Origin of the sequence: Thermoactinospora rubra (genome assembly GCF_002093975.1) — a bacterium.
Classification (GTDB): domain Bacteria; phylum Actinomycetota; class Actinomycetes; order Streptosporangiales; family Streptosporangiaceae; genus Nonomuraea; species Nonomuraea rubra_A.
Genome location: NZ_MSZZ01000010.1, coordinates 146,308 through 172,541, shown reverse-complemented (window position 1 = coordinate 172,541; position 26,234 = coordinate 146,308). Strand labels below are relative to the sequence as shown.

Annotated in this window: 19 protein-coding genes; 9 read left to right on the top strand and 10 right to left on the bottom strand. The window is 74.1% G+C overall.

Translation table 11 applies throughout. The annotated features are described in order from the left end of the window. Positions 1-192: 192 nt before the first annotated feature. Positions 193-2,412: a thiamine pyrophosphate-dependent enzyme gene (locus BSB02_RS19435; RefSeq protein ID WP_206184782.1), complete on the bottom strand. Its 2,220-nt coding sequence runs from the start codon at positions 2,410-2,412 to the stop codon at positions 193-195. Between the two features lie 193 nt (positions 2,413-2,605). Between BSB02_RS19435 and BSB02_RS19430 the strand changes: the two genes are divergently transcribed. After that, positions 2,606-3,964: a hydroxyisourate hydrolase gene (locus BSB02_RS19430; protein WP_143590895.1), complete on the top strand. Its 1,359-nt coding sequence runs from the start codon at positions 2,606-2,608 to the stop codon at positions 3,962-3,964. A gap of 66 nt (positions 3,965-4,030) precedes the next feature. Here BSB02_RS19430 and BSB02_RS19425 read toward each other — a convergent pair whose 3' ends face one another. From BSB02_RS19425 to BSB02_RS19415, 3 genes are read right to left on the bottom strand one after another with little or no spacing between them, the layout of a single operon-like run. Next, on the bottom strand, positions 4,031-4,885 hold the full coding sequence (locus tag BSB02_RS19425; RefSeq protein ID WP_084960422.1) for an ABC transporter permease: 855 nt from the start codon (positions 4,883-4,885) through the stop codon (positions 4,031-4,033). Next, complete coding sequence (locus BSB02_RS19420; RefSeq protein WP_084960421.1) at positions 4,882-5,856, bottom strand: ATP-binding cassette domain-containing protein; 975 nt, start codon at positions 5,854-5,856, stop codon at positions 4,882-4,884. Before BSB02_RS19420 ends, BSB02_RS19425 begins: the two co-directional genes overlap by 4 nt. A gap of 5 nt (positions 5,857-5,861) precedes the next feature. Then, entirely contained in the window at positions 5,862-6,365 is a 504-nt protein-coding gene (locus BSB02_RS19415; RefSeq protein WP_084960420.1) for a PadR family transcriptional regulator, read from the bottom strand. Positions 6,366-6,515: 150 nt separating this feature from the next. Between BSB02_RS19415 and BSB02_RS19410 the strand changes: the two genes are divergently transcribed. Beyond that, a complete protein-coding gene (locus tag BSB02_RS19410) occupies positions 6,516-7,826 on the top strand; it encodes an MFS transporter (RefSeq protein ID WP_084960419.1) in 1,311 nt (436 codons plus the stop codon). Here the strand turns inward: BSB02_RS19410 and BSB02_RS19405 are convergent. Both BSB02_RS19405 and BSB02_RS19400 read right to left on the bottom strand, forming a co-directional pair. Beyond that, complete coding sequence (locus tag BSB02_RS19405; RefSeq protein WP_084960418.1) at positions 7,714-10,626, bottom strand: ATP-binding protein; 2,913 nt, start codon at positions 10,624-10,626, stop codon at positions 7,714-7,716. The genes BSB02_RS19410 and BSB02_RS19405 overlap by 113 nt on opposite strands. 92 nt (positions 10,627-10,718) lie before the next feature. Then, positions 10,719-11,312, bottom strand: a complete 594-nt coding sequence (locus tag BSB02_RS19400) for an SACE_7040 family transcriptional regulator (protein ID WP_143590891.1) — start codon at positions 11,310-11,312, stop codon at positions 10,719-10,721. 47 nt (positions 11,313-11,359) lie between these two features. On the opposite strand from BSB02_RS19400, the gene BSB02_RS19395 reads away from it, so the two are divergent. The 6 genes from BSB02_RS19395 (at position 11,360) to BSB02_RS43040 (ending at position 20,447) form a co-directional block, all read left to right on the top strand. Beyond that, positions 11,360-12,928, top strand: a complete 1,569-nt coding sequence (locus BSB02_RS19395) for a carboxyl transferase domain-containing protein (RefSeq protein ID WP_084960416.1) — start codon at positions 11,360-11,362, stop codon at positions 12,926-12,928. Positions 12,929-12,935: 7 nt separating this feature from the next. After that, complete coding sequence (locus tag BSB02_RS19390) at positions 12,936-14,864, top strand: acetyl/propionyl/methylcrotonyl-CoA carboxylase subunit alpha (RefSeq protein ID WP_084960415.1); 1,929 nt, start codon at positions 12,936-12,938, stop codon at positions 14,862-14,864. Further along, a complete protein-coding gene (locus tag BSB02_RS19385; protein ID WP_084960414.1) occupies positions 14,861-15,769 on the top strand; it encodes a hydroxymethylglutaryl-CoA lyase in 909 nt (302 codons plus the stop codon). The genes BSB02_RS19390 and BSB02_RS19385 overlap by 4 nt, the downstream gene beginning before the upstream one ends. Positions 15,770-15,771: 2 nt before the next feature. After that, a complete protein-coding gene (locus tag BSB02_RS19380) occupies positions 15,772-16,920 on the top strand; it encodes an acyl-CoA dehydrogenase family protein (RefSeq protein WP_084960413.1) in 1,149 nt (382 codons plus the stop codon). Between the two features lie 63 nt (positions 16,921-16,983). Further along, a complete protein-coding gene (locus BSB02_RS19375; RefSeq protein ID WP_084960412.1) occupies positions 16,984-17,418 on the top strand; it encodes a GNAT family N-acetyltransferase in 435 nt (144 codons plus the stop codon). 95 nt (positions 17,419-17,513) lie between these two features. Further along, positions 17,514-20,447, top strand: a complete 2,934-nt coding sequence (locus BSB02_RS43040) for an ATP-binding protein (protein ID WP_084960411.1) — start codon at positions 17,514-17,516, stop codon at positions 20,445-20,447. A 13-nt stretch (positions 20,448-20,460) separates the two neighbouring features. Here BSB02_RS43040 and BSB02_RS19365 read toward each other — a convergent pair whose 3' ends face one another. The 4 genes from BSB02_RS19365 to BSB02_RS19350 form a co-directional block, all read right to left on the bottom strand. Beyond that, positions 20,461-22,272 carry a hypothetical protein gene (locus BSB02_RS19365; RefSeq protein ID WP_084960410.1) on the bottom strand — a complete coding sequence of 604 codons (1,812 nt, stop codon included), beginning with the start codon at positions 22,270-22,272 and terminating at the stop codon, positions 20,461-20,463. A 64-nt stretch (positions 22,273-22,336) separates the two neighbouring features. Then, positions 22,337-23,266, bottom strand: a complete 930-nt coding sequence (locus BSB02_RS19360; RefSeq protein WP_084960409.1) for a carbohydrate kinase family protein — start codon at positions 23,264-23,266, stop codon at positions 22,337-22,339. Further along, on the bottom strand, positions 23,263-24,180 hold the full coding sequence (locus BSB02_RS19355; protein ID WP_084960408.1) for a pseudouridine-5'-phosphate glycosidase: 918 nt from the start codon (positions 24,178-24,180) through the stop codon (positions 23,263-23,265). Before BSB02_RS19355 ends, BSB02_RS19360 begins: the two co-directional genes overlap by 4 nt. Before the next feature lie 69 nt (positions 24,181-24,249). Continuing rightward, the gene (locus BSB02_RS19350) at positions 24,250-25,314 is read right to left on the bottom strand and encodes a YeiH family protein (RefSeq protein ID WP_084960407.1); all 1,065 of its coding nucleotides are present in this window, start codon (positions 25,312-25,314) and stop codon (positions 24,250-24,252) included. An 11-nt stretch (positions 25,315-25,325) separates the two neighbouring features. Between BSB02_RS19350 and BSB02_RS19345 the strand changes: the two genes are divergently transcribed. Next, complete coding sequence (locus tag BSB02_RS19345; RefSeq protein ID WP_084960406.1) at positions 25,326-26,216, top strand: LysR substrate-binding domain-containing protein; 891 nt, start codon at positions 25,326-25,328, stop codon at positions 26,214-26,216. Positions 26,217-26,234 lie beyond the last annotated feature (18 nt).

Sequence of the window (26,234 nt, the reverse complement as noted above, 5' to 3'; positions counted from 1 at the left end):
ACGCCGACGCCGTGCTGGAAGCGGGGGACAACGCGGTGGCGGCTAACAGGACGCCTGCCAACAGGACGGACGCGCAGCGGAGCACCGGGGGCCTCCACGGGATGAGATGGGGGGTGATGCCCGGAAGGTACTCATCCCGCGGGCGCTTTGCAATCCTTTCCGGAAGGTTTCAGCAAGCTTGCGGCAAACCTGCTAGGACAGGAGCTTGCGCGCGGCCTGCTCGATCTCCTCCTCCGACAGCAGCACCAGGTTCGCCGCGTCGCCGAGCGGGATGAAGCTGTCGCAGGAGGCGACGCGGGCGATGTCGCCGGTGAACCCGGCGTCGATCATCTCGGCCATGATGCCCTCCGACACCCCGCCGGTGCGCCGCGTCTCGTCGGCGATCAGCACCTTGCCGGTCAGCTCGGCCGCCCGCATGAGGTCCTCGACCGGGAGCGGGGCCAGCCACCGCAGGTCCAGCACCCGCACGCCGTACCCCTCCTGCGTCAGCCGTACGGCGGCGCGCAGGCTCATGCGCACGCCGTTGCCGAAGGTCACGATCGTCAGGTCGCGGCCGTCGCCGTAGGAGCGGGCGCGGCCGATCGGCACGTGGGTCTCCGGCCAGCGGGCGGGCGGCGCGTACGGGGCCAGCCAGCCGCCGTCGCCGTCCTCGAACAGGTCGCGCGTGTGGTAGAGCGCGATCGGCTCCAGGTAGACGCACACCGAGCCCTCGGTGCGGGCCGCGGCCAGGCAGGTGCGCAGCATCGCCGAGGCGTCGTCGGGGCGGGCCGGGGCGGCGATCACCACGCCGGGGATGTCGCGCAGCGCGCCGACCGCGTTGTCGTTGTGGAAGTGGCCGCCGAAGCCCTTCTGGTAGGCCAGCCCGGCCACCCGCACCACCATCGGGTTGACGTAGGCGTGCCGCGAGAAGAACGACAGCGTGGCCGCCTCGCCGCGGATCTGGTCGAGCGCGTTGTGCAGGTACGCGAGGTACTGGATCTCCGGCACCGGCAGCATGCCCGACACCCCGGCGCCCAGCGCCAGGCCGAGGATGGCCTGCTCGTCCAGGAGCGTGTCGAAGACCCGCCCGCCGCCGAAGCGCTTTTGCAGGCCGCGGGTGACGCCGTAGACCCCGCCCTTCCTGGCCACGTCCTCGCCGAAGACCATCATCTCCGGGTAGACGGCCAGCGCGTCGGCCAGCGTGCGGTTGATGGCCTGCGAGAGCGTCAGCGGCTTGTCCTTCTCGGGCAGCGCGCCGCCGAACGCCCTCTCCCTGACCGACGTCTCGGCCGCCACCGGGCTGATCCTGGCGATCATGTCGGTGTCGCGCGGCGCGAGCGGCTCCATCACCTCGCCGGCCGAGGACAGCCGCGGGCGGCGCGTGCACTCCAGCGCCATGCGCAGCACCAGCTCGCGCTCGGACTCATACGTCCGCACCAGCTCCTCGGGCGTGGCCAGCCCCGCCTCGACCAGCACGCGGGCGGTGGCGACCAGCGGGTCGCGCTCCAGGTCGGCGCGGATCTCCCGCTGGGTGCGGTAGGCCGACTCGACGTCGGAGCCCGCGTGGCCCATCAGCCGCACGGTCGACAGGTGCAGGAACGCCGGGGTGCGGGTGGAGCGGACGTGCTCGGCGGCCCGCGCCGCGGCGTCGTAGGCGGCGGGCAGGTCGCAGCCGTCGGCGGCGAAGTAGGCGATGCCCGGCCGCTGGGCCGCGGCGGCGACCCAGCCCTTGGGCGTCCTGACGCTGATGCCCAGGCCGTTGTCCTCGCAGACGAACAGGATCGGCATCGCCTGGCCCTGGTAGGTGGCGTAGGCGGCGGTGTTCAGGCCCGTCTGGGCGCTGGCGTGGTTGAGCGAGGCGTCGCCGAAGCTGCAGACCGTGATCGCGTCGTGCGGCCAGGCGCACTGGAGGCCCAGCGCGCGGGCCCGCTCGATGGCGAAGGCCACGCCCACGGCGCGCGGCAGGTGGCTGGCGATCGTCGAGGTCTGCGGGATGACGGCCAGGTCGGGGTGGCCGAACACCTTGTGGCGGCCGCCGGCGATCGGCTCCTCCGCCGAGGCGACCAGGCCCAGCAGCACATCACGCAGTCCCTGCTCGGGCAGCCGGTCGGCCATCGCCGAGCGGGTCAGGTAGAAGGCGCCGGAGCGGTAGTGCAGCAGCGCCGGGTCGTCCACCCGCAGGACGGCCGCGACGGCGGCGTTGCCCTCGTGGCCGGAGGACCCGATGGTGTAGAAGCCCTCGTTCTGCTCGCGCAGCCAGCGGGCGGCGACGTCCAGCAGGCGGCTGGCCAGCTGGCGCTGGAACAGCGTGCGGCACAGCTCGCCGGTGAGGGTGGTGCCGTCGCGGACCGGCTGCCGTGGATCCCGGGGCCGGCCCGGGGTCAGCGCCTCAACCGCCTCGATGAAGTGTGTCTCAACTGTGTCGCGCGCCACAGGGCGATTATGCCTCCCCGGAGGGTGCTCGTGAGGTGACATGTTGCGTCCGCCTGAGTTTGACACCGATTAATAACAGGTTGTCAGATTTTTCAACCATATCGGGGTAGCGAACGTCTACTAGAGGTAAAGACGTGGCACCCTCAATGCCGCGTTCAACCCAAGGGATCTCCCAAGGGAAGGACGGAACCCGATGTTTCGACGCATCCGGGCCGCCGCCGTCGCGCTTGCGGTGGGAGCAGGGGTATTAGCCCTCGCGCCCACGGCTGCGACCGCAGCGGCCGACCCCGACGTCACCAAGGTCGACGTCAGTCCCGCCTCGGCCGACGTGACAGCCAAGGCGGTGGAGGTGACCTTCACCGTCACCGCCACCGACACGACCCGTGTCGAGTTCGCCCTCAAGGCGCCGGGCGACGTCAGCGTCTGGACGCCGCTCGCGCTGTCCAAGACGGGTGACAACACCTGGAAGGGCAGCAAGACCTTCGACCTGGAGGACGTCGGCACCTGGTCCTACCGCGCGATCCCCTTCAAGGGCGACGCCGCGGGCAGCCACGAGACCGGCACCTTCACCGTCTCGGTGAGCAAGAAGCTCGACACCAAGATCGTGGACTTCGACGCCCGGCCCGACAGGGCCGACAAGGGCGACACGCTGACCGTGACGGGGCGGCTCCTGTTCGACAGGGGCGGCTGGACCGGCCGTGGCGGCCAGACGGTCACGATCACCTTCCGCGCCAAGGGCACCGACGCCTACCGGCACGTCACCAAGACGACCACCGGGAAGCACGGCTGGTTCCGCGCGCACGTCAAGGCCGAGGAGACCGGCTACTGGCGAGCCGAGTTCGCCGAGACCGCCTACGCCAACGGCTCGGTCAGCGACACCGACCGGGTCGACGTCGGATCCAGGCCGCGCCCGAGCCGGCTGAGCTTCGACGCCTACCCCGAGCCGGTGACCAAGGGTGACAAGGTCAACTTCAAGGGCACCCTGCAGATCCTCGGCCGCCACGGCTGGGACGGGCACGGTGGCCTGAGGGTCGCCATCCTGTTCAAGGCCGACGGCTCCGACAGGTGGGAGTACGTCACCAGCGCGACCACCGACGGCGACGGCGACTACGCCGCCCGCGCCACCGCGGTGACCTCCGGCTGGTGGCGTGCGGAGTTCGCGGGCGTCAGAGGCGTCCGCGGCACCGGCAGCGACGCCGACTGGGTCAGGGTCGTCGCCCCCGCCCCGCCGCCGGAGAAGATGAAGAGCTGGCTGGTGAAGTTCAACGCCTACCCCGAGCCCGTCAAGCGCGGCAAGTACCTGCACTTCAAGGGCAGGCTGCTGGTCCACGACGGGAGCTGGGAAGGCTACGAGGCCAAGGTCGGCCTGTACTTCCGGCCCAAGGGGTCCAGCAAGTGGTACTTCGTGAAGACCACCTGGTCCAACGACAACGGGTACCTGCACACCAAGGCCAAGGCCTGGAAGTCGGGCACCTGGCGGTTCTACTTCAAGGGTGACGAGGACGCCTACGGCGACTACAGCCGCAAGGACTACGTCCGCGTCAAGAGGTAACCGGTCCGCTCACAGCCGGTCCGGCTGAAGGGGCTTCCCCGCCTGCGGGGAAGCCCCTTTCCTCGCCTAGTCGGCCCTCCTGAACTGGGCGATCGCCAGGCCCAGCAGCACGGCCCCGATCGCGGCCACCAGGCCGAGCTCCAGGGCGACCGGCACCTGCCAGCCGAACCACTGCACGCCCGGGTTCAGCATGGCGTTCACCTCGGCGGGCACCGACAGGTGGGAGAAGACCGCCTGCCGCATCGGGTCCACCGCGTAGGTCAGCGGGTTGACCGTGGTGAGCACGTGCAGCCAGCTCGGCAGGTTGCCGAGGGGGAACATGGCCCCCGACAGGAACATCATCGGCATGATCGCCATCTGCATGAGGCCGAAGAACGTTTGCATGTTCTTCATGCGCGCCGCCAGCGTCACGCCGAACGCGGTGATCGTGAAGGCGGCCAGGAACATCTCCAGCAGCAGCGTCAGCATCAGGCCCGGCGAGTACGGCACGCCCACCAGCCCGGCCATCGCCAGGATGACGACGCCCTGCCCGACCGCCACGACGGCGCCGCCCAGGCACTTGCCCACGACGATCGCGCCCCGGCTGACCGGTGCCACGAGCATCTCGCGCAGGAAGCCGAACTCGCGGTCCCACACGATCGAGCCCGCCGAGAACATCGCCGTCATGATGACGGTCATCGAGATCATGCCCGGGTACATGAAGGTGCGGAAGTCCACGCCGGGGATGGCGCCCCGCACCAGCGTGCCCAGGCCGGTGCCCATGACGAACAGCCACAGCACCGGCTGGATGAGCATGGACACCATGCGGGTGCGGTCGTTGACGAACCGCAGCATCTCCCGGTGCAGCACGATCTTGACCGCGCGCAGGTCGTGCCCGGCGCTGCGCCGGGGCACCCGTACGGAAATCGCCTCGCCGGTCATCGCCTCGCCATCGCCTTCATCCACTCGTTGCCGCCGCCGGCCTCCGCGTCGCGGATGGTCGTGCCGGTGTAGGACATGAACACGTCGTCCAGGGACGGGCGGGACACGCTGACCGACTTGATCGGCAGGCCCAGCTCGGCGAACAGGCGCGGGACGAACTGCTCGCCCCCGGCCACGGCGAAGGTCACCGCGCCCTCGCGGACGGCCGCCTCCAGGCCGAACCTCTCCCGCAGCGCGGCGATGGCCGCCTCGTCGTCGCCGGTGTGGATCTGCACGCGGTCCATGCCGACGCTCGCCTTCAGCGCCTCGGGGGAGTCGATCACCACGATCTCGCCGTGGTCGATGATCGCGATCCGGTCGCAGTACTCCGCCTCGTCCATGTAGTGCGTCGTCATGAAGATCGTGATGTCCTCCCTGCGCCGCAGCTTGTTGATGTAGCCCCAGATGGCGGCCCGGGTCTGCGGGTCCAGCCCGACCGTCGGCTCGTCGAGGAACAGCACGCGCGGCGAGTGCAGCAGGCCGCGGGCGATCTCCAGGCGTCGCTTCATGCCGCCCGAGAACGTCATCACCTTGGCGTCCTTGCGGTCCCACAGCGCGACCATCTCCATGACCTGCCGGATCCGGTCGCCGACCACGCTCTTCGGCACGCCGTACAGCTCGGCGTGGAAGCGGAGGTTCTGCTCGGCGGTCAGGTATCCGTCGAGCGTCGGGTCCTGGAAGACCAGGCCGATGTTCCCGCGCACCTCGTCGCGCTCGGCGACCACGTCGTGGCCGGCCACCCTCGCGCTGCCCCCGGTGGGGTTGACCAGGGTGCAGAGCATGTTGATCGTGGTGGTCTTGCCCGCGCCGTTCGGCCCGAGGAAGCCGAACACCTCGCCGGGCGCGACCTCGAAGCTCACCCCTTTGACGGCTTCGACCTTTCCATAGGTCTTTTTCAGCTCATGTACGGCTACCGCTGGTTCTGTTGCCATAGACGTCAGTCCTCCGCCAAGATCCTGAAAACCGCCTTGCGCGTCTGCCTGAGCAGTTGCTTGGCCGCGGCGACCTGCCGGTCGTCGGCCGTGCGCACCAGGTGCGCGAAGGCGTCGTTCAGCTGCGCCCACAGCAGGCGCAGCTCGTGCCGGTCCTCCGGCAGCGACCTGGCCACCTCGTCCCAGGGCGCGGCCTCCCCCGCCCGCCGGGCGCACTCCTCGCGCCCGGCCTCGGTGAGCCGGTAGGCGCGGCTGCCGCCGCACTCCACGCCCTTGACCAGCCCCTCGTCCTCCAGCTGCTGGAGCGCGGGGTACACGGACCCCGGGCTGGGCCGCCACACGCCGCGGCTGCGTTCCTCGATGGCCTGGATCATCTGGTAGCCGTTCCTGGGCTCCGCGGGCTCCTCGGCGAGCAGGCTCAGCAGGGCGACGCGGACGTCGCCTCGCCTGACCCGGGGGGAGAGGTCGGCCGGGGGGAGCGCGGCGGAGAACGGCAGGTGCTCGTCCACGTCGGGCTCCTTTCAACTATCGAGACGTCTCAACGATATATCTAGATATTTGGCAGAGCAAGGGACTTTCTCCGACATACGCATCGTTCGCGGCTCATGTAAGGAAGATTGCTGATGCCCGGACCCGGGCCGTGGCCGGACGATGCGGCCATGGATCTCCTCGTGGTACGGCTGGCGTCCGCGACGGCCGTGGGCAGCTTCGGCCTGGCGGCGGGCGGCGTGTCGGGCGCCCTGCTGGCGGTCGAGGTCACCGGGCGGCCGGAGACGGCGGGCCTGCCGCTCGGGTTGCTCGTGGCGGGTTCGGCCGCCGGCGCCCTGGCCGTCTCGCGCCTCACCGGCCGCTGGGGCCGCGGGCCGGCTCTCGCACTCGCCTACGCCGGGGGCGCGGCGGGGGCGGCCGTCGTGGTCGCGGCGGCGTGGCTGGCCAGCTTCCCGCTGGTGCTGGCAGGCAGCCTCCTCATGGGCGTCGCGAACGCGGCCGTCTTCCTCGCCCGCTACGCGGCGGCCGCGCTCGCCGCCCCCCGCCGGGGGTCCGCGGATCCCGGCTTTTTTCCTACCCATGGGGAGCGGCGCGGGGACGCGTGGGCGGGGCGGGCGATCGGGGCGGTGTTCGTGGCGGCCGCCGTCGGGGCGGTGGCCGGGCCGAACCTGCTGGGACCGGCCGGGGCGGTCGCCCAAGCCCTCGGCCTGCCGTACCCCACCGGCCTCTACCTCGTCGCGGTCCCCGCCTTCGCGCTGGCCGGGCTGCTGCTCCTGCCCCTTCGCGGAGGGCGGGCCGAGCAGGTCACGTGGCGCGAGATCGGGCCCGCGCTGCGCGGGCGGGCCGCCGTGGCCGGCGTCTCGGCGCTGGGAGCGGTCAACCTCGTCATGGTGGGCGTCATGGCCGTCGCGCCGGTGCACCTGAGCGCGCACGGCCACGGGCCCGGCCTCATCGGCGTGGCGATCGGTGTCCACGTCCTCGGCATGTTCCTGCCCTCGCCGCTCACCGGACGCGCGGCCGACCGGTACGGCGGCGCGGCCGTGGCCTGCGCGGGCATCGTGGTTCTCGGGATCGCGGGAGTCCTGGGCCTGGTGCTCGACCAGGGCGACGCGCTCGCGATGACGCTGGTGCTCGCCGTCCTCGGCGCGGGCTGGAACGCGGGCGCGGTCGGGGCCAGCACGCTGCTGGCGGGCGCCGTCCCCGGCCGCCTGCGCCCGGCCGTCGAAGGCGTCGGCGAGGTCGCGATGGGAGCGGGCGCCGCCGTCGCCGGTCCCGGCGCGGGCCTGCTGGCCGCCGGCGGCGGCCTGGCCGCCGTCATGGCCGCCGGCGCCGCCGCCTCCCTTCTCGCCCTCCTGGCCGTGCGCGCCCTCAGTCGCCGACCAGGCCCAGACGATGGGCGAGCGCGGCCGCCTCGCCGCGGGTGGCCGCCCCGAGCTTGGCGAGGATCCTCGACACGTGCACGGCGACCGTCTTCTCGCTGACGAACAGCTCCCGCGCGATCTGCCGGTTGGTACGGCCCGCCGCCACCAGCCCCAGCACCTCGCTCTCACGCGGGGTCAGCCCCGCCTTCCGCTCCGGCCGGCCCCGCTCGGCGGCTTCCCCCGCCACCGGCACCCCGGCCCGGCGCGCGGTCGCCTCGATCTCCTCCTGGAGCGGCGCCGCGCCCATCCGCCGCGCCTCCCGCCAGGCCACCGGCAGCAGCTCCCGGGCCACCGCCCGGCTGCCCGACGCCTGAGCCGTCCGCGTCCTGGCCACCGCCGCGAAGTAGTCGTGCCCCGCCGCCTCCCACAACGGCACCACCTCGCCCCAGGCGGCCTCGCCACCCTCGGCCCGGACGTGCGCCGAGGCCGCGCGCCACAGCGGGAGGCCGTCCGGCAGGCCGTCCGCCACCTCGACGATGCCGTCCCCGGTCCTGGCGGCCGTCATGAGCAGCAGCCACGCCGCCGTCGTGTCCCCTCGCGCGTCGAGGAGGTTCAGCAGCGGGCGGCACGCCGCCCTCGCCCCCTCCACGTCACCGTAGGCCAGCGCGAGTTCGGCCGCGAGCCGCGCCATGGGCAGCCCGCCCTCCTCCACGCGCGCGCCGAGCGCCGTCCTGGCCTCAGCCAGCCGTTCCCCGGCACGGACCAGGTCGCCGCGCAGCAGCGCCAGCTCCCCGCTCACGACCAGCGGAAGCACGCCGTACAGGCCAGGCGGGTCCGGCTCCAGCGCCTCCTCCAGCCGCCGCTCGGCCTCCCGCCACCGCCCGGAGGCCAGGAGCGCGAGGGCGGCGAAGGCCGCCAGGTGCGCGCCCATCGTGTGCGCCAGCCCCGCCTCGGCCGCCACCCGCATCCCGCGTACGGCCTGCGCTTCGGTCTCCTCGCGGCTCATCGGCCAGTGGAGCGCGGCCAGGGCCAGGTGGATGCGCGTGAGCGCGTGAAGGTCGCCCCGGCCGCGCGCCAGCTCCCCGGCGACGCCGAGGTCGGCGAGGGCGGCGTCGTGCTCGCCGCGCTTGAGGAGGGTGAGCCCGCGTGCCGTACGGGCCTGGATCTCGAGCGAGACGTCCCCCAGCGACCGCGCCGCCTCGACGGCCCGCGCGCTGACGGCGAGCGCCGAGGCCACGTCGCCCGCGCGGTTGCGCGCCGCCGCCAGGACGGCCAGCACCTGGGCATGGTCGGGTGTCGGCGGGCCCGCCGGCAGGGCCCGCACGGCACGCTCGGCGTCGGCCAGCGGGTCGCCGGTGCCCAGCGCCAGGCGGTAGCGGGCCCTTCGGGCCAGCGCCGTCGCCCTCATGGGGTCCGCCGCCAGCGCCCGGTCCACCAGCTCGACGGCCTCCTCCTGCCGTCCGGCCAGCCAGGCGGCATCGGCCGCGGCCTCCAGCAAGGTCGGCAGGTCCACCTGCGTCTCCCGTGGCCGCGGCTCCAGGGTGGGCCGGTTCGGCTCGGCCTCTCGCGGCCGCAGTTGCAGGGTGGGCCGGTCAGCCCCGGCCTCTTGTGCCTGCGGCCACAGTTCCAGGGCCCGGCGGAGCATGGCGTACCGCTCGGCGTGCGCGTGGCGCTCCTCCGCCGCCCGGGCCGCCCGCAGCGCCGCCGGGAGGGCGCGGCCCGGCGCCCCGGCGGCGTGCCAGTGGTGGGCCAGCTCGGCGGCCAGCCGCTCCCGCGAGGTGAGGCCGGGGTCGCGCTCGAGAGCCTCTGCGTAGGCCCGGTGCAGCCGCGCCCGCTCGCCCGGCAGCAGCGCCAGCTCCGCCGCCTCGCGCACGAGCTCGTGCCGGAAGGCGTAGCCGTCGGCGTCGACGACGAGCACGTGGGCGTCCACGGCCGCGCGAACGGCCTCTTCCACCGCCTGGGCGGCGCCCCCGGCGACCGGCCAGGCCGCGGAGACCTCCGCCGATGCCGCCGTGGAACCCGCCGCCGAGGGGTCCGCCGGAGACGCCGAGCCCGGGAGCGAGGGGGTCACCGCGGCGAGCAGCCGGTGTCCCACCCGGCGGCCGCCCACGGAGGCCGCCGCGACGACCGCCCGGGAGGCGGCCGGGAGCCGCCGGATCCGTTCCAGCAGCAGGTCGTCGACCGACCCCCGGCCCTCGGCGCCGTGCTCCTCCAGCAGCGCCTCCACGAAGAACGGATTGCCTCCCGACCGTTCGTGGACCCGCGCCACCAGGGAACGCGAGGGCCTGACGCCGAGCCGGTGCGCCATCAGCGCGCCCGTCTCCTCCATCGACAGCCGCGCCGGCTCGATCCGCCGCACCCCGCGCACCCGGACCAGCTCGCCCAGCCACCCGCGCGGCGCCCGCTCGTCGTCGGTCCGGCACGTCATGACGATCAGCACTCGGCACCGGCGCAGCCCGCGCACGAGGAAGTCCAGCAGGCCCAGCGTGGAGCCGTCCGCCCAGTGCAGGTCCTCGACCACCAGCACGACCGGACGGTCCGCGGCCAGCCGTTCGAGCAGGAGCCGGATCGCGTGGAACAGCCGCCCGCGATCCGGAGCGGCCTGCCGTACCCCTGGCTCGACCCCCACCTCGGGCAGGACTGCGGCCAGGTCCGCGGCCCAGGGGAGGAGGCGGGAGACGTCGAGGTGGCGCAGCGCCAGCGTGACCGGCGCGAAGGGCAGCCCCTCCAGCTCCAGGCAGGGACCCACCAGCGGCGTCACGTCCGGATGGCGGGCGAGGAACTCCTCGACGAGGCTGGTCTTGCCCACGCCCGCCTCGCCGCGGACCAGCACGGCGCACGGCGATCCGGCGGCGGCCCGCTCCAGCGCCTCCGCCAGCCGTCCGAGCTCGGTTTCCCGGCCCACCAGCACGCCGACCATCCTCGCCCACGTCCGCGGCGATCCACCATGAGTTAATGGCTGTTAACGCCGTCGACAGGCCGTGAAGCCAGAGGCGCGCCGCTCCAGGCGGCTCACAGTGAGGAGGCGTTAACCACCGATTCGAGCGCCGCCCGCGCCATCGACCGCAGCAGCTCGCGCATCGCCTCCGGCGGCAGCTCCCCGCCGCTGTGCGGGGTGGAGTTGAGCAGGCCGAACACCGCGTGGGTGGCCGCACGCAGCCGCGCCGAGGGGCACCTCGGCGCCAGCTCCGCCAGCACGGTGACCCATTCCTCCACATACAGCCGCTGCAGCCGGCGGATCCGCCGCCGCTGCGGCTCGGGCACATTGCCCAGCTCCCTGTCGTGCACCGTGATCAGCGCCGGGTTGTCCAGCGCGAAGGAGACGTGCAGGTCCAGCAGCGCCTCCAGCGTCGCGGCCGGATCGGCGCCGCGCGTGACCACCTCGGCGGCGGTGTCGCGCAGGTGGGAGCTGATGGCGAGCAGCGTCTCCGCGAGGATGGCCTCCTTGCTGGGGAAGTGCCGGTAGAGCGCGGGACCGGTGACCCCCACCGCCGCGCCGATGTCCTCGATCGACACGCCGTGGAACCCGCGCGCCGCGAACAGCGACGCGGCGGCGTCGAGGATTTCCGTGCGACGGTTGGCGCGATTCCGGGTAGGGGTCGTCATGTCTTCCATGCTAGACGTTCGAGTTAATGATGACTAACATTTCGGCCATGAGCACCTGGCCTGTCCTGAAGTCGCTCGCCGACCCGGGCGGCGAGGCCTTCAAGAGCAACGCCGAGGTCAACGAGCGGCTGGCCGCCGAGCTGCGCGACAAGCTCGCGACGGCGGCGCTCGGCGGCCCGGAGAAGGCCCGCCGCCGCCACGTCGAGCGCGGCAAGCTGCTGCCCCGCGACCGCGTCGACGGCCTGCTCGACCCCGGCTCGCGCTTCCTGGAGCTGTCCCCGCTGGCCGCCGACGGCCTCTACGACGACCAGGCCCCCGCCGCCGGGATCATCACGGGCGTCGGGCGCGTGTCCGGCAGGGAGTGCGTGATCGTCGCCAACGACGCGACGGTCAAGGGCGGCACCTACTACCCGATCACCGTCAAGAAGCACCTGCGCGCCCAGGAGGTCGCGCTGCACAACCACCTGCCGTGCATCTACCTGGTCGACTCCGGCGGCGCCTTCCTCCCCAAGCAGGATGAGGTCTTCCCCGACCGCGAGCACTTCGGCCGCATCTTCTACAACCAGGCGACCATGTCCGCGCGCGGCATCCCGCAGATCGCGGCCGTCCTGGGCTCCTGCACGGCGGGCGGCGCCTACGTCCCGGCGATGAGCGACGAGGCCGTCATCGTGCGCAACCAGGGCACGATCTTCCTCGGCGGCCCGCCCCTGGTGAAGGCGGCGACCGGCGAGGAGGTCACCGCGGAGGAGCTGGGCGGCGGCGACCTGCACTCCCGCGTCAGCGGCGTCACCGACCACCTGGCCGAGGACGACGCCCACGCGCTGGCGATCGTGCGCGACATCGTCTCCACCCTGGCCCCGCGCGCCGAGTGCCCGTGGGAGCGGGCCGCGCCGGAAGAGCCCCTGTACGACCCGCGCGACCTGTACGGCATCGTGCCGCCCGACACCCGCACGCCGTACGACGTCCACGAGGTGATCGCGCGCATCGTCGACGGCTCGCGCTTCCGCGAGTTCAAGGCCGAGTACGGCACGACGCTGGTCACCGGCTTCGCGCACATCCACGGGCACCCGGTCGGGATCGTCGCCAACAACGGCATCCTGTTCAGCGAGTCGGCGCTGAAGGGCGCGCACTTCATCGAGCTGTGCGACCGGCGCCGCGTCCCGCTGGTGTTTCTGCAGAACATCAGCGGCTTCATGGTCGGCAGGGCCTACGAGGCGGGCGGCATCGCCAAGCACGGCGCCAAGATGGTCACCGCCGTGTCCTGTGCGCGCGTGCCGAAGTTCACGGTGATCATCGGCGGCTCGTTCGGCGCCGGCAACTACGCCATGGCGGGCCGGGCCTACTCGCCGCGCTTTTTGTGGATGTGGCCCAACGCCCGCATCTCGGTCATGGGCGGCGAGCAGGCCGCGACCGTGCTCACCATGGTCGGCAACGCCGACCCCGACGCGATCCGCGCCCAGTACGAGCGCCAGGGCAACCCCTACTACTCCACGGCCCGGCTGTGGGACGACGGCGTGATCGACCCCGCCGACACGCGGACCGTGCTGGGGCTGGCCCTGTCGGCAGCGGCCAACGCGCCGCTGGAGCCCATCGGCTACGGCGTCTTCCGGATGTGAGGGAGCGATGTTCGACAGCGTCCTGATCGCCAACAGGGGCGAGATCGCCGTCCGGGTCATCCGCACCCTGCGCGCGATGGGCATCGCGGCGGTCGCCGTCTACACCGAGGCCGACGCGGGCGCGCGCCACGTCGTCGAGGCCGACGTCGCCCTCCAGATCCCGAAATATCTGGACATCGAGGCGATCGTGGCCGCCGCGGTCTCCGCCGGGGCGCAGGCCGTCCACCCCGGCTACGGGTTCCTCGCCGAGAACGCGGAGTTCGCGCGCCGGTGCGCCGAGGCCGGGCTGGTCTTCATCGGCCCGCCCCCGGGCGCCATCGAGGCGATGGGCGACAAGATCCGCGCCAAGGCGACCGTCGCGGCGGCGGGCGTCCCGGTCGTCCCCGGCGGCGCCGAACCCGGGGACGACCTGCTCGCCTGGAACGACTTCCCGGCCCTGATCAAGCCCTCGGCCGGAGGCGGCGGCAAGGGCATGGTGCTGGTGCGCTCGGCCGCCGAGCTGCCCGAGGCGCTGGAGTCGGCCCGCCGTACGGCCGCCGCGGCCTTCGGCGACGGCACGCTGCTCATCGAGCGGTACGTGGAGAACCCCCGGCACATCGAGATCCAGGTGATCGCCGACACCCACGGCACGGTCCTGCACCTGGGCGAGCGCGAGTGCAGCCTGCAGCGGCGGCACCAGAAGATCATCGAGGAGGCGCCCTCGCCCTTCGTGACGCCCGACATGCGCGCCCGCATGGGCCAGGCCGCCGTGGAGGCCGCCCGCGCGGTCGGGTACGTCGGCGCGGGCACGGTCGAGTTCATCGTCGACGGCACCACCGGCGACTACCACTTCATGGAGATGAACACCCGCCTGCAGGTCGAGCACCCGGTGACCGAGCTGGTCACCGGCCTGGACCTGGTCGAGCTGCAGGTGCGGGTGGCCGCGGGCGAGCCGCTGCCGCCGGCCCAGGACCGGGTACGGCTCAGCGGCCACGCCGTCGAGGCCCGTGTCTACGCCGAGGACCCCGCGCGCGGCTTCCTGCCCACCGGCGGCAGGGTGATGGCGCTGCGCGAGCCGCTGAACGTGCGCGTCGACTCCGGCCTGGCGGCCGGCACGGTCGTCGGCAGCGACTACGACCCGATGCTGTCCAAGGTCGTGGCCTGGGGCGAGACCCGTGACCAGGCGTTGCGCGCGCTGGACCGGGCGCTCGGCGCGACCGCCGTGCTCGGCGTCACCACCAACATCCCGTTCCTGCGCGCCCTGGCCAGGCACCCGGCCGTGGCCGAGGGGCGGCTCGACACCGGGCTGGTGGAGCGCATCCTGCCCGAGCTGCTGCCCGAGACCGGCGTGCCCGGCGACGTGCTGGCCGCCGCGGCGCTGGCCTTCCACGCCGCGCCCGTCGGCGACGACCCGTGGGAGGTGCCGGACGGCTGGCGCGTCGGGGAGCCGGCGTGGACGACCTGGCGGCTGGAGTCGCGCGACGGCGTGCACGCCGTCCAGGTCAGAGGGCTGCCGGAGCGGGGCGCCGAGGTCCGCGTCGCAGACGACGGCACGGCGATGCGCGCGGCGGTGCGGTTCGCGGGCGAGTGCCTGTTCGTGACGCTGGACGGCAAGGTGACCGCCTACACCCACGCCCGCGACGGCGACACGCTGTGGCTGGGCAGGGACGGGGAGAGCTGGGCGCTGACCCGCCACCGCATCGGCGACCCCGGCGACCGGCCCGGCGCGGCCGGGTCCGCCGACGGCGTCGTCAGGAGCCCCATGCCGGGCACCGTGCTGCTGGTCAAGGCGCAGCTCGGCGAACAGGTGAGCGAGGGCCAGCCGCTCGTGGTCGTGGAGGCGATGAAGATGGAGCACACCGTGGTCGCGCCGATCGCGGGCGTGGTCAAGGAGCTGCCGGTCAGGGCCGGGCAGCCGGTCGAGATGGACGCGGTGCTGGCGGTGGTGGAGCCATGACGCACCGGCTCGACGGCCTGCCCGAGCGGGTCACGGTCTACGAGGTCGGCCCGCGCGACGGCCTGCAGAACGAGAAGGCGATCATCCCGGTGGAGGTGAAGGCGGAGTTCGTCGACCGCCTCGCCGACGCCGGGCATCAGGTCATCGAGGCCACCAGCTTCGTGCACCCCAAGTGGGTCCCGCAGCTGGCCGACGCCGAGGAGCTGCTGACCCGCCTGGAGCGCCGCCCCGGCGTCCGCTACCCGGTGCTCGTGCCCAACGAGCGCGGCCTGGACCGCGCCCTGGCGCTCGGCGTCACCGAGATCGCGATCTTCGCCAGCGCCACCGAGACCTTCGCCGCCAAGAACCTCAACCGCAGCCTGGAGGGCCAGTTCGCGATGTTCGAGCCGGTCGTCGCCAGGGCGCTGGACAACGGCCTGAAGGTCCGCGGCTACGTCTCCATGGTCTTCGGCGACCCGTGGGAGGGCCCCACGCCGATCGACCAGGTGGTCACGGTCGGCCGCCGGCTGCTGGACATGGGCTGCTACGAGCTGTCGCTGGGCGACACGATCGGCGTCGGCACCCCCGGCCACGCACGCGCCCTCATCGAGGCCTTCGGCGCGCCCGACCGGCTCGCCGTGCACTTCCACGACACCTACGGGCAGGCGCTGGCCAACACCCTGGCCGCCCTGCAGGCCGGGGTGAGCGTGGTCGACGCCTCCACCGGAGGCATCGGAGGCTGCCCCTACGCGGAATCCGCCACGGGCAACCTCGCCACCGAGGACCTGGTCTGGATGCTCCACGGCCTGGGCATCGAGACCGGCCTCGACCTGGACAAGCTCATCGCCACAAGCACCTGGCTCGCGGGACTGCTCGGCCGGCCCAGCCCGTCCCGCGTCGTCCAAGCACTGGCCGGGAAAGGGTAGTCATGCTCAACGACGAGTACGAAGAGCTCCGCAAGACCGTCGAGGCCTTCGCCCGCGAGGTGGTCGCCCCCGTGATCGGCGACTACTACGAGCGGGAGGAGTTCCCCTACGACATCGTGCGCCAGATGGGCGCCATGGGCCTGTTCGGCCTGCCGTTCCCCGAGGAGTACGGCGGCATGGGCGGCGACTACTTCGCCCTGTGCCTGGCCCTGGAGGAGCTCGCCCGGGTCGACTCCAGCGTGGCCATCACGCTGGAGGCGGCCGTCTCGCTGGGCGCGATGCCGATCTTCCGGTTCGGTACGGCGGAGCAGAAGCGGACCTGGCTGCCCAAGCTGGCCACCGGCCAGATGCTGGGCGCCTTCGGCCTGACCGAGCCGGGCGGCGGCTCCGACGTGCCGGGCGGCATGCGCACCACCGCCGTGCTCGACGGCGGCGAGTGGGTGATCAACGGGACGAAGGCGTTCATCACCAACGCCGGCACCGACATCACCGGCGTCGTCGGCGTCGCCGCGATCACCGGGGAGAACGACGGCCGCAGGGAGATCTCCACGATCCTGGTCCCCTCGGGCACGCCGGGCTTCACCGTCTCCAAGAAGTACTCCAAGGTCGGCTGGAACGCCTCCGACACCCGCGAGCTGTCCTTCTCCGACTGCCGGGTGCCCGCGGAGAACCTGCTCGGCGAGCGCGGGCGCGGCTACGCCCAGTTCCTGCAGACGCTCGACGAGGGCCGCGTCGCCATCGCGGCGCTGAGCGTCGGCCTGGCGCAGGGCTGCGTGGACGAGTGCCTGAAGTACGTGCGCGAGCGCCGCGCCTTCGGCCACCCGATCGGCCACTACCAGGCCATCCAGTTCAAGATCGCCGACATGGAGGCCAGGGCGCACACCGCCCGGCTGGCCTACTACCACGCGGCCGAGCTGCTGCTGGCGGGCCGGCCGTTCAAGAAGGAGGCGGCCATCGCCAAGCTGGTGGCCTCCAACGCGGCCATGGACAACGCGCGGGACGCCACGCAGATCTTCGGCGGCTACGGCTTCATGAACGAGTTCCCGGTCGGCCGCTTCTACCGGGACGCGAAGATCCTGGAGATCGGGGAGGGCACGAGCGAGGTGCAGCGCATGCTCATCGCCCGCCAGCTGGGCCTGGGCGACTTGTAGGCGACCTTGTCGGCACATGAGGCGCGTTGCCCGGATGATCCGGCCTGGCTTAGGCTCCCACGCATGACCTCCGAAAGTCTCCTCATCAGGAGGGCCGAGAAGGCCGACGCCGATGAGATCTTCGCGCTGGCGCGGGAGTTCGGCTTGACCTTCCGGCCCGAGCGGGAGGCCTTCGACCTGGCGCTGCCCCAGCTGCTGGAGAACGAGGACGCCCTGCTGCTGGCCGCCGTGGTTGACGGCAGGGTGCACGGGTACCTGCTGGGTTTCGTGCACCTGACGCTGTTCGCCAACGGACCGGTGGCCTGGGTGGAGGAGGCCATGGTGCAGACGGGGGTGCGGCGGCAGGGCATCGGGCGGGCGTTGCTGGAGGAGTTCGAGGAGTGGGCCCGCTCCCGCCAGGCCGGGTACGTCGCGATGGCCACCCGCCGGGCCCCGGAGTTCTACCGGGCGCTGGGCTATGAGCAGGCGGCCACCTTCTACCGGAAGGTGCTGCGCTGAGCCTGGGAACGTTCTAAAGGCCGCCCTCCCGCGGCGGCGTCTCGCCTGCTGGGCGGCGGCCCATCCCTGTCGGTGGGCGATGGCATGCTGGGGGCGTGAGCGTTCATGCGGTGAGTCCCGTGTTCGTCGGGCGGGCGGAGGAGCTGGCGACGCTGCGCCGCGCCCTGGAGCGGGCGCGCGCGGGCGGCTCCGCCACCGTGCTGGTGGGCGGGGAGGCCGGGGTCGGCAAGACGCGGCTGGTCAAGGAGTTCGCCGCCGCCGCCGAGGGCTGGCGGGTGCTGCTGGGCGGGTGCGTGGAGCTGGGCACCGACGGCCTGCCGTACGCCCCGTTCACCGCGGTCCTGCGGGCGCTGGTCCGCGACATGGGGCGCGACGCGGTGGCCGCGCTGGTGCCGGGCGGCACCACCCGCGGGCTGGCCCGCCTGCTGCCGGAGTTCGGCGAGCCCGACGACGACGGGCCCGAGGCGCGGGCGCGCCTGTTCGAGCAGATGCTGGGCCTCATCGAACGGCTGGCCGAGGACGAGCCGGTCCTGCTCGTCGTCGAGGACGCCCACTGGGCCGACCGGTCCACGCGCGACCTGCTGTCGTTCCTGGTGCGCTACCAGCGGTCCGACGCGCGCCTGCTCATGGTGGTGACCTACCGCTCCGACGAGCTCCACCGCACCCATCCGCTGCGCCCGCTCCTGGCCGAGCTGGGCCGGGTGGCGTGGGTGACGCGCCTGGAGCTGCGCCGCCTGACCAGGCGGGAGGTGGTGGAGCAGGCCGCGGGCATCCTGCGCCGCGAGCCGTCGCCGGCCGACCTCGACCTGATCTACTCCCGCAGCGAGGGCAACCCGCTGTTCGTGGAGGCGCTGCTGACCGAGGCCGGGGCCGGGCAGGCCATCCCCGAGTCGCTGCGGGACCTGCTGCTGGCCGGCGTCGAGCGGCTGCCCGAGGAGACCAAGGAGCTGCTGCGGGTGGCCAGCGCGGGCGGCGCCCGGATCGAGCACGCGCTGCTGGCCTCGGTGGCCGGGCTCGACGACGGGGCCCTGGACAGCGCGCTGCGGCCCGCCGTCGCGAGCAACGTCCTGGTCGTCGACGGAGAGGGGTATTCCTTCCGCCACGCGCTGATCAGGGAGGCGCTCCACGACGACCTGCTGCCGGGCGAGCACACCCGGCTCCACACCCGCTTCGCCGAGGCGCTGGAGCGCGACCTGTCGATCCTGCCCGCGCCGCGTGGCGCCATCGAGCTGGCCCACCACTGGCACGCCGCCCACGACAGCACCTGGGCGCTCATCAGCGCCTGGCGGGCCGCGGCCGCCGCCAGGAAGGCCGCCGCCTACGACGAGCAGTTCGCCATGCTCTCGCGCGTGCTGGAGCTGTGGGACCAGGTGCCCGACGCGGCCGGGCGGATCGGCGCCGACCGCGTCGAGGTGCTGCGTCAGGCGGCCACCGCGGCGTGGGTGGCGGGCGAGTTCGAGCGCGGCCTGGCGCTGGCCTCCACGGCGATCGACGAGGTCGACCCCGGCAGGGAGCCGATCAGGGCGGCGCGCCTGCTGCGGCTGCGCGGCCTGATCCGCTTCGACCTCGGCCGCCCCGGCTACCTCGACGACCTGCGCAGGGCCATCCCGCTCGTGCCGTCCGACGAGCCGAGCGTGCTGCGCGCCAAGATGCTCCACACGCTCGCGGTCATGATCAGCTCCCGCGACATGTGGGAGGAGAAGATCGCCAACGCGCGCGAGGCCATGGAGCTGGCCCGCCGGCTCGGCCAGCACGACGTCGAGGCGCACGCCCTCGTCACGCTGACCTGGGCGAGCTGCCGCTTCTGCGAGATCGACGCCTACCTGCCCGCCTTCGCCGAGGCGCGGCGGCTGGCCGTCCTGGGCGGCGACTACAACGGCATGATGCGCGCCATCATCTCCGAGACCGACGCGCTGGAGGGCGCCGGGCGGCACGAGCAGGCGGCCGAGCGGGCCGGAAAGGGCGTCGCCGAGGCCGAGCGCTACGGCCTGGCCCGCACCTCCGGCACGTTCCTGTCCATCAACCTGGCCGAGCCGCTGGTGTCGCTGGGCCGCTGGGACGAGGCCCTGGAGGTGATCGAGCACGCCCTGGAGCTGTCGCCGCCCGCGCCGAACCGCGCCAGCCTGCAGGGCTTCGCCATGGAGATCGCGCTGGCCCGGGGCAGGCTGGAGGAGGCGGACCGGCTGTTCGGCGCGACCCGGGCGGTGTACTCGCGCGGGCTCCACCGGGGGCAGGCGATCCTGCCGCACGCGCGGCGGGAGATCGAGCTGGCCGCCGCCCACGGCCGCCTGGGCGACGCCGTCGAGCTGGCGTTGCGTCACCTTCGCGACACCGACCTCCGCAACGACCCGCGCTACTCGTGGCCCCTGCTGATCGCGGCGGCGCGGGCGTGCCGGGCGGCGGGCGACACCGGCGCGCTGCGCGAGATCGTCGCGATGGCCGAGGGGCTGGAGGTCGACGGGGATCTCCAGCGGGCGCACAGGCTCACCTTCGAGGCGCTCACCGGCGACCTGGGGGGATCGGCCGGGGAACGGGCGGCTTCGACCGGGGTGGCCTGGGATCCGGTGGCGGCCTGGGACGCCGCCGCCGAGGCGTGGCGCCGGCTCGGCCAGCCGTACGGCGAGGCCCGCGCGCTGACGGACGGCGCGTGGGCGGCGGTCGCGTCCGGGCAGCGCACGGGCGCGGGGGAGCGGCTGGCCAGAGCGCGGGAGCTGGCCGAGCGGCTGGAGGCCGCGCCGCTGCTGAACGAGATCGCCGAGCTGGCCCGCCGGGCGGGCGTCGCGGTCGCCCGCGAGCCGCAGCCCCAGGACTCGCGCCACGGGCTCACGGCCCGCGAGCTGGAGGTGCTGGAGCTGCTGACGGCGGGCCGGAGCAACAGGGAGATCGCGGCGGAGCTGTTCATCTCGGTGAAGACGGTGAGCGTGCACGTGTCCAACATCCTCGCCAAGCTGGGCGTCGCCTCCCGGGGCGAGGCGGCGGCGACGGCCCATCGCCTGCGCCTGGTGACGCCCGACGCCGTGCACCGCTGACCGCCGCACGGGGCTAGGCGGTGAGCTGCGCCTCCAGGCGGTAGCCGTCCACCGTGACGTAGACCTGGTCGCCCGGGCGGGCGTTGAGGCGCATCAGCACCGGCTGCAGCGAGTCGAACACCGGCTGGCGGTCGCCCGGCCACACCAGCACCACGGCGTTGTTGCCCGGGCCCGTGACCGACAGCAGGGTGCCGGGGCGCATGCCCAGCTGGGCCGCGTAGTTCTCCGGGACGGTCACCGGGCCGCCGCGCAGGTGCTCGGGCGTGACCTCGATGCGCTGCCAGCGGCGCGGGTCGGAGGCCGGGCTCGGCAGGGGCGCCGGGGGAGCGGGCGGGGTCCCGTGCAGGCCGCCGGGGACGCCGGAGCCCGAGAAGCCCGACGCGCCGGGCGTGCGTTCGGGCAGCGCGCCGTTGCGTCCGCCCGACAGCGCCGACAGCGTGGCGAGCGCGGCCGTCGGGTCGATGGTGGGCGACACCTGCGGGATGGGCTGGCCGCCGCGGTGGTGGCCGTTGGCCCCCGGCGTACGGCGGGGCAGCGCCTGGGGGGCCTCGGGCTGGGCGGCGTGGGCGGCGGCGGGAGCCTCGGGCGGCAGCGCCTCCAGCCATGCCTGGGCGGAGTGCCGCCGGATGCCCAGGTCGGCCAGCAGCTCGGCGGGGTCGGCGTCGCGCGGCGCGGCGGCCAGCAGCTGGCGGGTGCGCTGTTGCAGCCCGCGCAGGTCGCCGACGACCAGCCAGCCGTCCTGCAGCCGGCGGTCGGGCATGAGCGTGACCAGGACGCGCCACAGCGGGGTGTTGAGCGACGGCACGATGATCGGGTGCTCGGGGTCGGCCCCGATGAGCTGGTCTTCCGTGGCGGCGGCGCCCAGCCACTCGGTGAGGCGGAACATGTGCCCGGTGACGGGGGCCGACTCCGAGGAGCGCAGCCACGACAGCACCCGCTCCTCGGCGGTGCGCTGGGCCAGCGACAGCACGTCGCGGTCGACGAGCATGCGATGGGCCAGCTCGCGCAGGCTGACGGGGTCCTCGGCGAACAGGCGGTACCGCGCGACCGCGAGCTCCAGCCGGTCGAACTTGCTGAACAGCCCGTCGACGACCCGCACCATGACGTGCTCGGGCGCGGGCGAGGCCGCGGGCACCGGGGCGGGCGCGGGGCCAGGCGCGGGCGACGGGGCGGGGACGGCGGCGCCGGGCCGCGCGACCGGGCCGGTCTGGAGAGGCGAGGCGGGCTGCTGCGGGACCGGACCGGTCTGGAGGGGTGGCGCGGGCCGCGCGACCGGGCCGGTCTGGAGGGGTGAGGCGGGCTGCTGTGCGACGGGCCCGGTTTGGAGGGGTGACGCGGGCTGTGCGACGGGCCCGGTCTGGAGGGGCGAGGCGGGTTGCTGCGCGACCGGGCCGGGCTGGAACGCCGCCGGCGCGCCCTGCGCCCGGCCGAGCACCTCGCGGAACAGCGAGCTCACCACCTGCTCGGAAGCGCCCGCCAGGTCGGCCGGGCTGAGGCGCTTGAGGCGGTTCCACCCCCCGGCGCCGGCGATGGCGGCCCGGACCGGTTCCGGCCAGCCGGTCAGGCCGGGGTCGACGTGGTGTACCTGGAGGGCGGGCAGGACCTCGGCCAGGGGAAGGTGCTCCCAGCGCGAGGCGGCCAGCCGGGCCAGGCGCTCGCACAGCCAGTCCACGCCGGTCGTGCCCAGCGCGCGGGACAGGGCGAGCGTGGCCCACCAGCCCGCCGGGAGTCGCGGGTCGGCGAGGGCCTCGGCCACCTGCTGCGGTCGGCTCCAGCGCAGGGCCGGGACCAGGTCGCTCAGGCGGATCGATGACTCGACGTCCATGGGCGGACTGTACCCTCCCCAATGTGGCGCATGTGGCTATTGGTGCAGCCTACGAGGCAAGCTATCAATCGGTGCGAATAGGGTAAAGGTGCTTCCTGTCCAAACCGTACCGTGGCCGACCGCCTACCTGGGCCACGCACTCGGCTCCCGCCGCGATCCCCGCCTCCAGCGCGACCTGCTGGTCCGCGCCGCGCAGCCGCGCGACGAGATACCCCGCGGCGAAGGCGTCCCCGGCGCCCGTGGAGTCCACGACCCGGACGGCGGCGCCCTCGGCCCGCGCCACCACACGCCCACGCGAAGCCGCTAGAGCACCCCGCGCGCCCAGCTTCACGACGGCTGTGCCGTACCTCTCGCCCAGGGCGGCGGCGGCCCGCTCCGGGGTCGGCGCGCCGGTGAGCAGCAGCGCCTCGTCCAGGTTCGGGATGATCAGGCCCGCCGGGGCGGTCTCCGCCAGGAAGCGCTCGACGCCGAACTCGCGCAGCGGCTCGGTGGAGGCCGGGTCGACGCTGATGGGGATGCCGCGCCCGGCCGCGGTGGCCATGGCCAGGCGGGCCAGGCGCAGGCCGGGTTCGGCGAACAGTGTGTAGGCCGACAGGTGCAGGTGGCCGACGCCCTCCAGGACCCGCTCGTCCCAGTCCTCGACCGACAGCAGCCCGCCGGCCCCGCGGTTGGTCAGCATGGACCGCTCGCCGGTGACGTCCACCATGGAGATCACGACGGCGGTGGGGTGGTCGGGGTCCACCCGGACCAGCGGACGCACGCCGGTCCTGGCCAGCTCGGCGGTGTGCCACTCGCCGCTGTCGGAGCCGACCCTGGCCAGCAGGCGGACGTCGCCGCCCAGGTGCGCGGCCCAGGCGGCGGTGTTGGCGCCGGATCCGCCCGGCCGCATGGAGATGTCGGCCGGGATGTCGGAGCCCGCGGCGATCGGCGTCCCGTGCAGGGCGACGACGTCGGTGACCACGTCGCCGATCACCAGGAGGGCCGGCCTGGTCATGCCCCGGCCCAGGCCACCGCGATCCGCGCGGCCAGGGCGGCGTTGCCGCGCACCGCGGCCAGGTTCGCCTCCAGCGACGCCCCGCCGGTGGCCTCGACGAGGTAGCCCAGCAGGAACGGCGTGATGGCCTGCCCGGTGACGCCGTCGCGCTCGGCGGCGGCCAGCGCCTCGGCCAGCACGCGGTCGTGCAGCTCGGGGTCGAGCTGCTGCTCGGCGGGCACCGGGTTGGCCACGACCAGCGCGGTCTGCGGGCCGCCCAGCGCGTCCTGCCCGCGCATGATCGCCGCGGCCTCCTCGGGCGTCTCGATGCGCCAGTCCACAGGCTGGCCCGAGGAGTGCAGGTAGAAGCCGGGGAAGCGGTCGGTGCGGTAGCCGACGACGGTGACGCCGCGGGTCTCCAGGCGCTGCAGGGTCGCGGGCACGTCCAGGATCGACTTCACGCCCGCGCACACCACGGTCAGCCTGGTGCGCGCGAGGGTGTCCAGGTCGGCCGACTCGTCCTGGTCCTCGGTCCAGCCCCGGTGGACGCCGCCCAGGCCGCCGGTGGCGAAGATCCGGATGCCCGCCCGGGCCGCGAGGAAGGACGTCGCGGACACGGTCGTCGCGCCGCTCGCCTTCAGCGCCGCCGCCACCGGCAGGTCGCGCTGGCCCAGCTTGCGCAGCCCGTCCTCCATCGCCACGCGCTCCAGCTCCGCGTCGGTCAGCCCGGCGCGGGCCACGCCGTCCAGGACCGCGATGGTGGCCGGTACGGCTCCCGCGGACCGGACGATCTCCTCCAGCTCGCGGGCGACCTCCAGGTTGCGCGGCCTGGGCAGGCCGTGGGAGATGATCGTGGACTCCAGGGCCACGACCGGCCCGCCCGCGCTCAGCGCCGCCGCCACCTCGTCGGACGGCTGGAGGAACGTGCTGTGCATCACTGAGATCTCGTTTCTCTCACATGCAAGGGCTGGACGACCCTTTTGTTGTGGTTTGTTCCTCCAGGATCATACGAACACCCAAGCACCGGCCAGTGCGACGGCGCTGATCAGCGCGGTCGCCACGCCGCCGAGCAGCAGCACCCTGCCGCCCGCGAGCAGCCGCCTGACGTCCACCCCGGCCCCCAGGCCGAACAGGCACGCGGCCAGCAGCAGGCCGGTCGCCTGGGGGACGGCCTGCGCCACCGGCTCCGGGACCAGGCCCAGGCTCCGCACGGCCGTCATCACCAGGAACCCGGCGACGAAGAGCGGCAGCGGCGGCGCGGCGGAGGCCGCGGTCCCGGCGGCTCCGGCGCGCCTGCGATAGGCCGTCAGCGCGACCATCGGGGCCAGCAGCACCACCCGGGCGAGCTTCACCGTCACCGCCACGGTCAGCACCGCCGTCCCCGAGGCCGCTCCAATGGCCGCCACCTGCGCGACCTCGTGGACCGACGCCCCGGCCCACACGCCCAGCGCCCGCGCCGGCAGCCCCAGCCAGGAGGCGAGGAGCGGCACGAGGACGATCGCGGCGCTGCCGTACAGGACGACCACGCTCAGCGCCTCGCCCGCCTCGCCGTCCCGCTCCTCGCCCTCCAGGCACGCCCGCATGGCCGCGATCGCCGCCGCGCCGCAGATCGCCACCCCCGTGGCGACCAGCAGCGCGGTGCCCTCGGGCACGCCCAGCCGGCGGCCGATCACCGGCGTGAGCGCGAACGTGATCCCGGTCGCCGCGACGACGACCGCCAGCGTCGCCGGGCCCAGCGCCAGCACCTCGGGCAGCGCCACCTGCAGCCCGAGCAGCACGACCGCGACGCGCAGCACCCGCCTGGAGACGAACCCCAGCCCCGGGCGCGCCCACGCGGGCAGCCAGCCGAGGTTGGCCAGCGCCGCGCCCGCCGCCACCGCGACCACCGCCGGGCTGAGCCCCGGGACCACGCGGCTGACGGCCAGCGCGCCCGCCACCGCCACGGCGGCCACCGCGACGCCCGGCAGGTGCACGCGCGGCCACGAGCCGCTCCGCGAGAGGAAGACCACGCTGCCGAGTCTCGTGACCCCGCCGCTGCCTCGGTAGCCGGCGATCGCCTGGCAGGTCATACCCTGCGGCTATGAGTGACTGGCCGGACCTGGAGTCGCTGAAGCTGCTCGTCGACGTCGGCGAGCTGGGCAGCCTGGGACGGGCGGCGCGCGCCGCGGGCATCGCCCAGCCGTCGGCGAGCAAGCGGATCGCCCACCTGGAACGCCGCCTCGGCCTGCCGCTGCTGGAGCGCACGCCGCGCGGCTCCACGCTGACCGCGCAGGGCAGGATGGTCGCGGGCTGGGCCTCGGCCGTCCTGGCCGCCGCCCGCGAGCTCATGCAGGGCGCCGCCGCGGTACGGCACGGCCGGGAGGCCCACCTGCGGGTGGCGGCGAGCATGACGGTGGCGGAGTACCTGGTGCCGCGCTGGCTCGGCGAGCTCCAGGCGCGCGAGCCGGACGTGCAGGTCGGGCTGGACGTGGTCAACTCGGCGGAGGTCGCCGAGCTGATCCTGGGCCGCCACGTGGAGCTGGGCTTCGTCGAGGGGCCCAGCGTGCCCGAAGGGCTGGCCTCGCGCGTCGTGGGCGCCGACCGGCTGGTCGTGGTGGTGGCGCCCGGCCACCCCTGGGCGCGCCGCCGTACGCCGCTGAGGGGAGCGGAGCTGGCGGCCACCCCGCTCGTAGTGCGCGAACGCGGCTCGGGCACGAGGGAGACGCTGGACCTGGCCTTCCGCGGGCTGCACCAGGCCAGCCCGCGCCTGGAGCTGGGGTCCAACTCCGCGGTCAAGGGCGCCGCCCAGGCCGCGGTGGCCCCGGCGGTGCTCAGCGCCTGGGCCGTGGAGGCCGAGCTGGCCACCGGGCGGCTGGTGGAGGTGCCGCTGACCGGCCTGGACCTGAAGCGGAGCCTGCGCGCGGTGTGGCGGCGGGGACGCCCCCCGACCGGCCCGGCCGCCACGCTGCTGGCCATCGCGACCGGGGCGTGATGTCCGATATGGTCCCGG